This is a genomic window from Pseudomonas granadensis, assembly GCF_900105485.1.
Classification (GTDB): Bacteria; Pseudomonadota; Gammaproteobacteria; order Pseudomonadales; family Pseudomonadaceae; genus Aquipseudomonas; species Aquipseudomonas granadensis.
Genome location: NZ_LT629778.1, coordinates 1,579,263 through 1,591,648, shown reverse-complemented (window position 1 = coordinate 1,591,648; position 12,386 = coordinate 1,579,263). Strand labels below are relative to the sequence as shown.

14 protein-coding genes and 1 tRNA gene are annotated in these 12,386 nt (G+C 58.5%); 4 read left to right on the top strand and 11 right to left on the bottom strand.

The window, feature by feature from the left end:
- Positions 1-74 precede the first annotated feature (74 nt).
- Both BLU52_RS07150 and BLU52_RS26925 read right to left on the bottom strand, forming a co-directional pair.
- A complete protein-coding gene (locus tag BLU52_RS07150; RefSeq protein WP_016773803.1) occupies positions 75-446 on the bottom strand; it encodes a hypothetical protein in 372 nt (123 codons plus the stop codon).
- Positions 447-746: 300 nt separating this feature from the next.
- Positions 747-935, bottom strand: a complete 189-nt coding sequence (locus BLU52_RS26925; RefSeq protein ID WP_090282529.1) for a hypothetical protein — start codon at positions 933-935, stop codon at positions 747-749.
- 223 nt (positions 936-1,158) lie between these two features.
- On the opposite strand from BLU52_RS26925, the gene BLU52_RS07140 reads away from it, so the two are divergent.
- The gene (locus BLU52_RS07140; protein WP_090282528.1) at positions 1,159-1,437 is read left to right on the top strand and encodes a hypothetical protein; all 279 of its coding nucleotides are present in this window, start codon (positions 1,159-1,161) and stop codon (positions 1,435-1,437) included.
- A gap of 55 nt (positions 1,438-1,492) precedes the next feature.
- On the opposite strand, the gene BLU52_RS07135 is transcribed toward BLU52_RS07140, so the two are convergent.
- The 6 genes from BLU52_RS07135 to BLU52_RS07110 form a co-directional block, all read right to left on the bottom strand.
- The gene (locus BLU52_RS07135; protein WP_090282527.1) at positions 1,493-1,813 is read right to left on the bottom strand and encodes a YbjQ family protein; all 321 of its coding nucleotides are present in this window, start codon (positions 1,811-1,813) and stop codon (positions 1,493-1,495) included.
- Between the two features lie 96 nt (positions 1,814-1,909).
- Positions 1,910-3,190, bottom strand: coding sequence for a Y-family DNA polymerase (locus tag BLU52_RS07130; protein ID WP_090282526.1), 1,281 nt, complete (start codon positions 3,188-3,190; stop codon positions 1,910-1,912).
- Entirely contained in the window at positions 3,177-3,608 is a 432-nt protein-coding gene (locus BLU52_RS07125) for a LexA family protein (protein ID WP_090282525.1), read from the bottom strand. The genes BLU52_RS07130 and BLU52_RS07125 overlap by 14 nt, the downstream gene beginning before the upstream one ends.
- A 137-nt stretch (positions 3,609-3,745) precedes the next feature.
- Positions 3,746-4,078 (bottom strand): type II toxin-antitoxin system HicB family antitoxin, encoded by a 333-nt coding sequence (locus BLU52_RS07120; RefSeq protein ID WP_090282524.1) that lies wholly within the window; start codon positions 4,076-4,078, stop codon positions 3,746-3,748.
- Positions 4,075-4,329: a type II toxin-antitoxin system HicA family toxin gene (locus BLU52_RS07115; RefSeq protein ID WP_090282523.1), complete on the bottom strand. Its 255-nt coding sequence runs from the start codon at positions 4,327-4,329 to the stop codon at positions 4,075-4,077. The genes BLU52_RS07120 and BLU52_RS07115 overlap by 4 nt, the downstream gene beginning before the upstream one ends.
- Before the next feature lie 568 nt (positions 4,330-4,897).
- Positions 4,898-4,987: transfer RNA gene (locus BLU52_RS07110), tRNA-Ser, on the bottom strand.
- Between the two features lie 293 nt (positions 4,988-5,280).
- On the opposite strand from BLU52_RS07110, the gene BLU52_RS07105 reads away from it, so the two are divergent.
- From BLU52_RS07105 to BLU52_RS07095, 3 genes are all read left to right on the top strand, one after another.
- Complete coding sequence (locus tag BLU52_RS07105) at positions 5,281-5,970, top strand: crotonase/enoyl-CoA hydratase family protein (RefSeq protein WP_090282522.1); 690 nt, start codon at positions 5,281-5,283, stop codon at positions 5,968-5,970.
- 218 nt (positions 5,971-6,188) lie between these two features.
- Positions 6,189-6,911, top strand: a complete 723-nt coding sequence (locus BLU52_RS07100) for a lysophospholipid acyltransferase family protein (RefSeq protein WP_090288459.1) — start codon at positions 6,189-6,191, stop codon at positions 6,909-6,911.
- Positions 6,912-7,043: 132 nt separating this feature from the next.
- Positions 7,044-8,015: a magnesium and cobalt transport protein CorA gene (locus BLU52_RS07095; RefSeq protein ID WP_090282521.1), complete on the top strand. Its 972-nt coding sequence runs from the start codon at positions 7,044-7,046 to the stop codon at positions 8,013-8,015.
- Positions 8,016-8,127: 112 nt separating this feature from the next.
- Here BLU52_RS07095 and BLU52_RS07090 read toward each other — a convergent pair whose 3' ends face one another.
- The 3 genes from BLU52_RS07090 to BLU52_RS07080 all read right to left on the bottom strand — a co-directional run bounded on the left by BLU52_RS07090 (position 8,128) and on the right by BLU52_RS07080 (position 12,319).
- Positions 8,128-8,850 carry an amidotransferase gene (locus tag BLU52_RS07090; protein ID WP_090282520.1) on the bottom strand — a complete coding sequence of 241 codons (723 nt, stop codon included), beginning with the start codon at positions 8,848-8,850 and terminating at the stop codon, positions 8,128-8,130.
- 92 nt (positions 8,851-8,942) lie between these two features.
- Entirely contained in the window at positions 8,943-11,087 is a 2,145-nt protein-coding gene (locus BLU52_RS07085) for a 3-hydroxyacyl-CoA dehydrogenase NAD-binding domain-containing protein (RefSeq protein ID WP_090282519.1), read from the bottom strand.
- A gap of 26 nt (positions 11,088-11,113) precedes the next feature.
- On the bottom strand, positions 11,114-12,319 hold the full coding sequence (locus BLU52_RS07080) for an acetyl-CoA C-acetyltransferase (protein WP_090282518.1): 1,206 nt from the start codon (positions 12,317-12,319) through the stop codon (positions 11,114-11,116).
- Positions 12,320-12,386: the final 67 nt, after the last annotated feature.

Here is a 12,386-nt window from a genome sequence, read left to right as displayed (position 1 = left end):
ATGATTTCTGGCGAAACGTTCAGCCATGAAAAAGCCCGACATCAAGTCGGGCTTCTTCTGACCAGCCAGCAGGCTCAGTGGCGCTTGTGACCTTTGCCCAGGTTGCTGCCCACTGCGCCGCCGGCGGCACCACCCAGACCTGCGCCAATAGTGGCGCCGTTCCGGCCGCCCAGGCTATTGCCGATCACCGAACCACCGGCTGCACCGACACCGCCGCCGATCGCCGCTTTGGTGCGGCTGCCCTTGCGTGCGGCGACTGCGCTGCCCGCTGCGCCCGCGACGCCAGCGCCGATTGCCGCACCCGTGCTGCCGCCCATTTTCTGACCAACCACGTTGCCCAGCGCACCACCCAGGCCACCGCCCAGCGCAGCGGTGCCGTCGCCGGCAGCCATTGCACCTTGAGCAACCAGAAGGCCAAGAACCAGAGCAGGCAGTGTTAAACGCATGACAAAAACCTCAAATAAACGGGATGAACAAGAAGGGCCAGGATTAATGCGCTCGGCGCGGGAAAGTCCAGACGCACGCGACAGCGTCGTTTGGACCGCGATCAGAGAAAAGGTTTTATGCCAGGCAAAAAAAAGCCCGCTGGGGAGACGGGCTGGAGACTTGCTTTCTAACGGATGGCTTCACCCTACGTTGACCAACGTGAAAAGTTTGTGAAAAAAAACCCACATTTATGTCAACGCCGTGGGTACATTTCTGCGCTCGTAAAAAACCCCGTTCGATGACGGGGTTACGGGGCAAAATCACTTTCGGGTCCTTGCCGTGACCTTGGGCAGGAACTTCGCCCTGGGCCCTTTGGGGACCACAGATTTGATTTTGCCAATGCTCACCGGATCTTCGCCAAAACCCGACTGATACTCCGACTGACCGCAGCGCACACAGTTGTTGAATGAAAACTCAGCGCCATCATCTTCGACATACGGACCTGTCATAGCCTCTCCCCTGCATAACCGGGCCGATACCGGCAAAACAGTTTTGCCTGAAAAAATCGACCCTCAGCGCTTTTGAGACTAGCCGGTCATTCCTGGACTCGCAGTCCAGCATTGGCGATCACCGACGAATGGATCAAGCGTCGCGACCACAGGATCATCCCCTAAAGATTTTCTTCGAACGGCCGTTGCCCTAGTTCCTACAAATGAATCTCAAGGAGAGATCATGCAGATCAACGGATTCCCGAACATGCCAGTCGTAAGACTCACGGACGAGCAGATCGCAGCCGGCAAAGCCGCTGCGGAAAAACTCAAGGAAAAGATCGCCTCGGGCGAGATCACCATCAAATACCCGGATAAACCGCTCTTGCAGCCGGGCGTCGTCTATCACCCCAGCGAGCCAGCCCCATCGCCTCAGCCTGACGGGACACCGCTCCTTGTCGCCATTGATACACCGCTGACCTATGACTCAAAAGGTACGGTGATTCTCAAGCCTCAAGGCTGATCGACGCGGCCAAGCCCATTCCTTATGTGAATGGGCTTGACCCTGACGGCGATGATCAGCGCAGCTTCACCGCCGTTCCGGTGACAAACACCACCACCATGCCCCCCTTGCCTGCCGGCATGCTGATCCCAAAATCCACGCCCACCACGGCGTCAGCCTGCAATGCCCGCGCACGATCCTTGAGTTCATCGGTTGCCTGAATGCGAGCTTCCTTTAACGCTCGTTCCAAGGTCTGCGACCGCCCGCCAAAGAAGTCGCGCATGCCCGCGAACATATCGCGGATAACGTTGACGCCTTGCACAGACTCGGCGCTGACAATGTCCAGATAGGCTGTGATCTGCCGCCCCTCGACGGAATGAGTGGTGGAAATGATCATGAGAACCGTCCTTTTACTGCGAAAGTGAAGGCCGCGATTGTAAGGCCGATCCACTCGATTGAAGCAACGCGACACCAAACCGGGATCCTTGTGGCCTCAATTGCATTTAACCACCCACAACTGATCGATCCTCGTCGTAAAACTCGAACTCATCATCTCCCGCCGCATCCCCCAGGCCGGATCCGCCGGCACGCTTGCCGCGCGCAGCGTCCCGCTCCCCCAGCGCTGATTGATCCGATCGAGAACGCCCATCACCTTCTCCGCCGCCTGCGGTTGTGCCTCAGCAAACAGGTCCTGGGTAAATTCTCCGGGCTGACGCAGGTCCATCAACAACACCTCTGCCTTGCTGTACTTGAAGCCCGGCCTGAACAACCGGTCAATCGCTTCGCTCGCCGCCGTGCACAGCAAGCGCACGTCGTTCGTGGGGTAAGGCAGCTCGATCAGCGCGCCATTGGCGTACTTGGCCTCCTCCGGATTGAACATGCCGGTACGAATGCTCACGCGAATCTTCTTGCATAACGAGTTCTGTGCACGCAGCTTTTCTGCCGCGCGATGCACATAGGTCGCCACCGCTTCCTTGATCGGTTCGATTGTGGTCAGGCGTTTACCAAACATGCGGCTGCTGCAGATTTCCTGCTTCGGCGGCTCCGTTTCCGACAGTTCCAGACACGATGTCCCACAGAGTTCGCGCGCGGTCTTCTCGATCACCACGCTGAACTTGCGCCGCAATGTCCATGGATCGGCCTTCGCCAGGTCCATCGCGCTTCTGATCTGCATGCATTCGAGATGAGCCTTCATCCGTCGGCCGACGCCCCACACATCACCCACGTCGGTGTTGCGCAGCACCCAGTCACGTTTGACCGGGTCGCAAATATCGACCACGCCGCCGGTATGCGCGTGCAAGCGTTTTGCCGTGTGGTTGGCGAGCTTGGCCAGCGTCTTCGTCGGAGCGATGCCCACGCCGACCGGGATACCGGTGCGTTTGAACACGGCAGAACGAATGGTCCTGCCAAACGCCGTCAGATCGCCAGGAATGCCACTCAGATCAGCGAACGCTTCATCGATGCTGTACACCTCGACGGCAGGCACCATGGATTCGATGATCGTCATCACCCGTTCGCTCATGTCGCCATACAGCGCGTAGTTACTGCTGAACACCTGAATGCCGTGGCGGCGCAGATCATCGCGAATCTGAAAGTACGGCGCGCCCATTTTCACAAAAGGTTTGGCGTCGTAACTACGCGCAATAACGCAGCCGTCGTTATTGCTCAGCACCACGATCGGCGTCTTCGCCAGATCAGGTCGGAAGACCCGCTCGCAGCTTGCGTAGAAGCTGTTGCAATCGATCAGCGCAAAGACCTGGTCACGATTTGCCATGGTCGCGCACGCTGTAAGTCACCACGCCCCAGATAACCAGCTCGTCGCCCTCCATCACATAGCGCGGCGGGTACTTACTGTTGGCCGACAGCAAGATAATAGTGTTGTCGCGCAGGTGCAGGCGCTTGCAGACCGGCTCGGAGTTGAGCCCGGCAATAACGATATCGCCATGCTCAGCAGTGCGGCTGCGATCGACAATCACCAGATCGCCGCAAAATATCCCGGCATCGCGCATGCTCTCCCCTTCGATTTTCGCCAGATAAACGTGCGGCGCACGAATCTCGAAAACCTCATCGAGGGAAATGTGCTTTTCGATGTGATCAGCCGCCGGCGAAGGAAAACCCGCAGGGATCTGAAACGAATACAGCGGAAGCTTTTCGCCGGCGTCGGCAAGGGAACCAAGGAGGGTGACGCTCATGTGACGAACCTGATAGTGAGTTTACTGTATGCGTATACAGTAAACGCGTGAGACTTCAGTCGGTCAATGAGGTGTGTAGGAGATTTCGACGGGTGACAGGGTTTTGTATAACTTTTGGGGAAGAACGGATTTTGCCATCAGGCGTGCGCTTCACGATCAAGAACGTCTGCCACCCATTGATTGATGCTCTTGTGCGCCAGCTGTGCTTTTACGGCAACGGACGCGTGCAGGGCTGGAGCCAGACGCAGGCTTAGATTTCCCGAATAGGGCTTTTGCGGCGCACGACCGAGCTTGGCGCAGGTTTCGACGTAATCAGTGACGGCCTCCTGAAACGCGTGTCGTAGTTCTGCGACCGACTCACCATGGAATCCAACGACGTCTTTGATACCGGCGATATGGCCGACAAAGAGGCCGTCTTCGTCACTGTATTCGATTCGGGCGGCGTAGCCGTTGTAGTTCATTACGTTCACGGAATGACTCCTGCTTGCTCAAGGAAAGCCCGTGCATCACGCACCTGATAGGGCTTTGCTTCTTTGTCTGGATGAGGTCGGTGAAAAGTGGCGACCACACCGTTCAATTCAAAACGCACCCTTGACCCGTTGCCCTCGATGGTCTGGGCACCCACTGCGCCGAAAAGGGATTCGATTCGAACCCACTCCAAGTTATTCGGGACTGGCCTCGAAAAAATAGTTTTGAGCGTGCCGAGCTGTCTGTTGTTCATGGTATTAAATCATGATACCGCGATGATTGGGTAACTCGTTCAAGCTGCCGTTACGGGAAGCAAGCCATCCACAGACGACGTCGCTGCTTTCCTGCGGAAAGCGTATTTTCTGATCAAGTCATACAGGTCTGGAACGGCACCCAGAATAACGAGTGACTCAAGGCACGGTTGTAGGCAAATTCTGGGAATTACGTGGGGAAGCACGACTTGTATGTTTTCAGTAGGCATGTGATCTCGCCGAAGGGCACGGATTTGAAAACCGCGGTATCAGGTTGGGTATTCTTGACGAGAAAGGTGGAATGAGTTCTAGAGCGTTGTGCGCTTGGCGCGTCCATCCCAGGCGAAAAAAACCAAACTGAGCCGGGCTTACATAGGCCTTTTTACCTGCCATATGCACGAAGGCCCTGGAATTGCGCGGTTCTCAGGAGCTTCGTCATTCAAATTTGGCGGTGAAAGCGAAATTCGAACTCTGTTTCCATACAGTTCCTACATCGCCATTTTCCAGACGCCAAAAACCACAAACCCCCGACTTTCTCCAGGAAAGTCAGGGGTTTGTGTTTACTGAATGTGGCGGTGAAGGAGAGATTCGAACTCTCGATACAGTTTCCTGTATACACACTTTCCAGGCGTGCTCCTTAAGCCACTCGGACACTTCACCGTATCTCTCCAAACATGTTCTGTCTGTCGAGGCGCGCTAATGTAGTCGAAAGCTTTTGCGATGGCAAATTTTTTTTCAGAATTTTCATGCGGTTAAGCGAGAAACGATTTCCCGCATCGGCAGGCGATGACAAACCCGCCAATCTCCGGTGGGTTCGGCGCTTCCCTATAGAGGCAAACGCCTCGTTACGCAGGAAGAGCCGGGAAACGATGACTGGCGGGTCAGTCACGGCGCTTTACCTGGCCTGCGGCGGTGGGTAACGTCTGCCCATCTTTCTAATAAGGAATAGCGTCATGAGTGAGCTGATTGCCTACCACCTCGAAGACGGTATCGCGACCCTGACCCTGAACAACGGCAAGGTCAACGCCATCTCGCCGGATGTGATTGCGGCGTTCAACGCGGCGCTGGATCAGGCGGTGGCTGATCGGGCCGTGGTGATCATCACCGGGCAGCCGGGTATTTTGTCGGGTGGTTATGATCTGAAAGTCATGACCGCCGGGCCGAAGGAAGCGGTGTCGCTGGTGACGGCCGGTTCGACATTGGCGCGTCGCCTGCTCGCTCACCCGTTCCCGGTCATTGTCGCTTGCCCAGGGCATGCGGTGGCGAAAGGCGCGTTCATTCTGCTGTCGGCCGATTACCGGATTGGCGTCGACGGTCCGTTCAGCATTGGTCTGAACGAAGTGCAGATCGGCATGACCATGCACCACGCGGGTATCGAGCTGGCGCGTGATCGCCTGCGCCGCTCGGCATTTCACCGTTCGGTGATCAACGGCGAGATGTTCGATCCGCAAAGCGCGGTAGACGCCGGTTTCCTCGACAAGGTGGTCTCTGCCGAAGAGTTGCAAGGGGCGGCCCTCGCCGCCGCGCGTCAGTTGAAGAAGATCAACATGACGGCGCACAAGAACACCAAGCTGAAAGTACGCAAGGCGCTGCTGGAAACCCTCGATAACGCCATCGCGATGGATCAGCAGCATCTGGGCTGACCCTCGGCGAATGCAGAGCACAACAAAAGCCCGACCGTCGTGTCGGGCTTTTTCTTACGCCCGTTGTTGAATATTTCCGAGTGGCTCTAGGACGCGCCTGACAGCCACCACTGAAACATGCGCTTAAACATCGCCTATCTGCGCCCTCTATGGCGGCAATTGCCGAAAACAGTGCACATCCGTACACTGCGCCACCTTTTGTCCCGATGGGCCTGAAAATGCTGTTCGTGTTTCGTATGTTGTTGATGGGCCTGCACTTTGTTCTGGCTGGTGTGCTCGGTGTGATTCTCGGGCTCTGCCGTCCGTTCAATCCCGACAACAGTCGCCTCTGTGCCCGCCTCTACGCGCTGCCGGCAATGCGCATTTTGCGCCTGCGGGTGAATTCAGAGGTCAGCGGCCTGATGAACAAGCCCGACAGCTGCGTGATCATCGCCAACCATCAGTCCAACTATGATCTGTTCGTGTTCGGCAATGTGGTACCGCGGCGTACCGTGTGCATCGGCAAGAAGAGCCTGAAGTGGGTGCCGTTGTTCGGACAGTTGTTCTGGCTGGCCGGCAATGTGCTGATCGACCGTGGCAACGCGCACAAGGCGCGCCAGTCGATGCTCACCACTACCCATACCTTGCAGAACGAAGACACTTCGATCTGGGTGTTCCCGGAAGGCACGCGTAATCTGGGTGAGGAACTGCTGCCATTCAAGAAAGGCGCGTTCCAGATGGCCATCGCCGCCGGCGTGCCAATCGTTCCGGTTTGCGTCAGCAGTTACGTTAAACAGATGCGCCTCGATCGCTGGCGTAGCGGGGACATTCTCATACGCTCGTTGCCGGCCATTCCTACTGCCGGCCTGACCATGGACGACATGCCCAGGCTGATCGATCAGTGCCGCGAACAAATGCGCGAGTGCATCGAATCGATGGATCGGCAACTGCAAGCCGCATGAAACGAAACCCGCCCTGTGCGGGTTTTCTTTTGCCGGCTGAACTGTGCAGATTTCACTGACTCTCAAGCAGCGACACGGCTAAGCTGATGCCGTGAATCCCTGCCACCTGCCAAGAAGAAGTGAATCACCACCATGGGTCGAGTTGTTGCTGCTGCGGTGTACAGCGAAGGCAAGAAAGTTAGCGATATTTCCATCGACGAAGGCGCGGCCTGGGCGGCAAAACCCGGCCACTTTGTCTGGATCGGTCTCGAAGAACCGGACGCTCAGGAACTGTTCAATCTGCAACGTCAGTTCAACCTGCACGAACTGGCTATCGAAGACGCCCTGGAAAAACACAGCCGGCCGAAACTGGAAACCTTTGGCGATGCTTTGTTTATCGTCACCTACTCACCGGTGCGTGAACATGGCGTTCTGCAGTTCATCGAGACGCATATCTTCGCCGGCAAGGGCTACATCATCACCGCGCGCAACGGCCATTCGGCCTCCTATGCGCATGTTCGTCAGCGCTGTGAGGCGCGGCCGCTGCTGCTGGAGCACGGCGAAGATTTCGTCCTGTATGCCTTGCTCGATTTTGTCATCGAGAATTACCAGCCCGTGGGCGAAGCGATTCACGCCGAAATCGATGAACTGGAGCGCAACGTGTTGTGTAGCGCGTTGAACGAGCGTGACATTCAAAAGCTGCATGGCTTGCGCCGTGATGTCGTGCGCCTGCGCCGATATGCAGCGCCGATGGTGGAAATTGGCGAGGAGCTGCAAAAGCTCAGCTTCCCGTTTATCGACAAGAACATGCGCCCGTACTTTCGTGACGTGCAGATCCATGTCACGCGGCAAATGGAGGATCTCAGCACGCTGGCCGACATCGCCAGCCAGACCATCGAGATTGGCGTGTTGCTCGAGGCGTCACGGCAGAGCGTGGTGCAGCGCAAGTTTGCCGCATGGGCAGCGATTCTGGCGTTCCCGACGGCGGTGGCGGGGATTTACGGGATGAACTTCGAGAACATGCCGGAGTTGACCTGGCACTACGGCTATTTTGCGGTGTTGGGGTTTATTACGGTGGGGTGTGTGGGGTTGTGGACGAGTTTCAAGCGGTCTGGGTGGTTGTAAGACTGACCGGGTTGGCCGGGCGAATCGCTAGCAGGGCTAGCTCCCACATGGGGTTTGCGTGGTAACGCAGACCCCCGTGCGGGAGCCAGCCTGCTGGCGATGTTGCTTGATGTCAGACGGTTTCCGGCTTGTGCGCGACGAAACGCATCATCCATTCCGCGACCGTCGCGCCGTGGTGCTCTTGCTCCAGGCTGGCCACACCTTTGCTGTAGACCTGCGAACCCAGCGCTTCCTGACGCAAATCGAGCAACGCTCGTGAATAATCGTGGATGAATTCCGGGTGCCCCTGGAAGCACAGCACCTGATCGTTGATGTGATACGCGGCGAACGGGCAGAACTCGCTGGACGCGATCACCGTGGCGTTTTCCGGTAGCGCGGTGACCTGATCCTGGTGGCTGATCAGCAGCGTCAGTTCTTCGCGCACCGGGCTCATCCACGGTGCCTTGGCCGCCAGTTTGTATTGATGCGTGCCGACGCCCCAGCCTTGGGTGGCGCGCTCGCTTTTGCCGCCCAGCAACAGTGCCAGCAGTTGATGGCCGAAGCACACGCCCAGCAGCTTGTCGCCACGCTCGTAACGGTTGAGCAGGTATTGCTTGAGGGTCTGGATCCAGGGATCGGTGCCGAACGAATCGGCCTTGCTGCCGGTGACCAGATACGCATCGAAGCTCAGCTCATCGCTCGGGTATTCGCCCTGCATCACGTTGTAGACGGTGAACTCGGCGGCAATCGGTTGCTGCGAGAACAGGCGCTGAAACATCTGCCCGTAACCCTGATATTGGTCGACCAGTTCCGGACGCAGGATGTCGGTTTCCAGAATGCAGATGCGTAGCGACATAAAAAATACCTGACACGTGATGGGAATATTGCACACCCCAGAGCCTGCCCTGAAACACCCGGCCAAGGCAAGCCCCGAAGTACTCCCGCGTCTTAGAACATTTCGCCTTTCGCCGCTTTGTCCAGCAACAGTGCCGGCGGCGCAAAGCGCTCGCCGTACTGCTCGGCCAGGTATTGCGCACGGGCGACGAAATCCTTCACGCCGTATTGGTTGATGAACTGCAGCGCGCCGCCGGTCCACGCGGCGAAACCGATGCCGAAAATCGAGCCGACGTTGGCGTCAGCTGTCGAGGTCAACACCCCCTCCTCCACACAGCGCACGGTTTCCAGCGCTTGCACGAACAGCAGCCGATCACGCACATCCTTGGCTGGAATCTGCCCGTCGGCCTTCTCGAAACGCGCCTTCAGTTCTGGCCAGAAATGCTTCTGCGCACCGGCCGGGTATTCATAGAAACCGCCGCCGGCCGCTTTGCCTGCTCGCTTGTATTCGTTGAGCAGCAAGTCGATCACGGCGAAGGCCGGATGCTCGGTCAGCGGTTTCCCTTCAGCCTGTAGGTCCTTGGCAGTCTGCTGGCGGATATGGCTCATCAGGCTGAGGGAAACTTCGTCAGAGATCGCCAGAGGCCCGACCGGCATCCCCGCCTTGCGCGCTTCGGTCTCGATCATCGGCGCGCTCACGCCCTCGCCGAGCATGGCGATGCCTTCGTTGGTAAAGGTGCCGAATACCCGCGAGGTGAAGAAGCCGCGACTGTCATTGACCACGATCGGGGTCTTCTTGATCTGCAGGACGAAATCGAAACCACGGGCCAGGGTTTCAGCGCTGGTGTGTGCGCCTTTGATGATTTCCACCAGCGGCATTTTTTCCACCGGGCTGAAGAAATGCAGACCGATGAATTTGCCCGGATCAGGCACAGCAGCGGCCAGCCCGGTAATGGGCAGGGTTGAGGTATTGGAAGCGATCACCGCATCTTGCCCTACGACCCGCTGCGCCGCTGAAGAAACCTGCGCCTTGAGTTCGCGATTCTCAAACACCGCTTCAATGATCAGGTCGCAACCGGCCAGATCGGCATCATTGTCAGTGGTCTGAATCCGCGCCAGTACTGCCTCGCGCTTTGCCGCGTCCATCTGGCCACGGACGACTTTCTTGTCGAGCAACGCCGCCGAATGCGCCTTGCCCTTCTCGGCGGCGGCGAGATTGATGTCCTTGAGCACTACGTCGATGCCCGCCGACGCACTGACGAAAGCGATGCCGGCGCCCATCATCCCCGCGCCGAGCACACCGACTTTCTGCGTCTTGTAAGGCGCAATACCTTGCGGCCGCGAACCGCCAGCATTGATTTCGTTGAGCTGAAACCAGAACGTGCCGATCAGGTTTTTCGAGATCTGCCCGGTCGTCAGTTCGGTGAAATAACGGGTTTCGATCAAATGCGCGGTATCGAAATCGACCTGAGCGCCCTCTACCGCCGCGCAGAGAATTTTCTCCGGCGCAGGCAACGTACCCTGGGTTTTCGTGCGCAGGATCGACGGCGCAATCGCCAGCATCTGTGCGACCTTCGGGTTCGACGGCGTACCGCCGGGAATCTGGTAACCCTTCACATCCCAGCGCTGCACCGCCGTCGGATTGGCGACGATCCAGGCACGAGCCTTGGCCAGCAGCTCGTCTGGATCCGCCGCCAATTCATCGATCAACCCGACCTGCAAGGCTTGTTGCGCACGGACTTTCTTGCCTTCGAGCAGATACGGCAGGGCTTTTTCGATGCCGAGCATGCGCACCATGCGCACCACGCCGCCGCCACCCGGCAGCAGGCCAAGGGTCACTTCCGGCAGACCGAGCTGCACCGACGCATCATCGAGCGCGACCCGGTAGTGGCAGGCCAGACAGATTTCCCAACCGCCACCCAGCGCCGCACCGTTGATCGCTGCGACCACGGGTTTGCCGAGGGTTTCCAGGGTGCGCAACTGTCCTTTCAGGGTCAGTACCATGTCGTAAAAGGCTTTGGCTTCGGGCTTGCCGACCTTGATCAGCTCGTTGAGGTCGCCGCCGGCGAAGAAGGTTTTCTTCGCCGAGGTAATGATCACCCCGGTAATCTGGTCTTTTTCCGCGACCAGCCGGGTGACGCAAGCGGCCATGGCCTCGCGATACACAGCGTTCATGGTGTTGGCGCTCTGGCCCGGCAGGTCAATGGTCAGCACGACGATGCCGTCCGGGCCTGCTTCGTAACGAATGGCTTGGTTCATGACACGGTTCCTTGAATGCGGGGGGCTCAGAGGCGTTCGATGATGGTGGCAATGCCCATGCCGCCGCCGACACACAGCGTCGCCAGGCCATAGCGCAAGCGCCGCGCCTCCAGCTCATCGAGCAAGGTGCCGAGGATCGCGCAGCCGGTGGCACCGAGCGGATGGCCCATGGCAATCGAGCCGCCGTTGACGTTGACCTTGTCCGGATCGACGGCCATGTCCTTGATGAATTTGAGCACCACCGAGGCAAACGCCTCGTTGACCTCGAACAGGTCAATGTCTTCCACGCGCAGCCCGGCCTTGGCCAATGCCTTGCGGGTGGCCGGCGCCGGGCCGGTGAGCATGATGGTCGGATCGGTACTGGTCACTGCCGTGGCGACGATTCGCGCGCGAGGCTGCAGGCCCAGTGCTTTGCCCTTGGCTTGGGAGCCGATCAGCATCAGCGCGGCACCGTCGACGATCCCGGAACTGTTGCCCGGCGTGTGCACATGATTTATCCGCTCGACATGGCTGTAGACCCGCAGCGCGGTGGCGTCGAAACCCATTTGGCCGATCATTTCGAAACTCGGCTTGAGCTTGCCGAGACCTTCCAGCGTCGATTCGGCGCGAATGAACTCATCGTGGTCAAGCAGAACGATGCCGTTCTGGTCCTGCACCGGCACCAGTGATTTGTTGAACGAGCCATCGGCCCGTGCCCGCGCGGCTTTCTGTTGAGAGTGCAGCGCATAGGCATCGACGTCGTGACGGCTGAAGCCCTCAATTGTCGCGATCAAATCCGCGCCGACGCCTTGCGGGGTGAAATGGCTGTGCAGGTTGGTTTGCGGGTCCAGCGCCCAGGCGCCGCCATCACTGCCCATCGGCACCCGCGACATGGACTCGACGCCGCCGACCACCACCAACTCTTCGAAACCCGAACGCACTTTCATCGCGCCAAGATTGACCGCTTCCAGACCCGAAGCGCAGAAACGGTTGATTTGCAGCCCCGCCACGCTGACGTCCCAATCAGCGACCTGCACGGCGGTTTTGCCAATGTCCGCGCCTTGATCACCGACCGGCGTGACGCAGCCAAGCACCACATCATCGACCTGGCTGGTGTCCAGCGCGGTGCGTTGCTGCAACGCGGTCAATAGTCCGGCGACCAGATTCACCGGTTTGACGCTGTGCAAGGCGCCGTCGGCCTTGCCCCTGCCGCGGGGCGTGCGTAAGGCATCGAATATCAAAGCATCGGTCATGGCGTCCTCGAACCTGGGCAGTGAGTGAATAGTTGTTGCCTCACTCTCGACCGCAACGCCCAAGGAT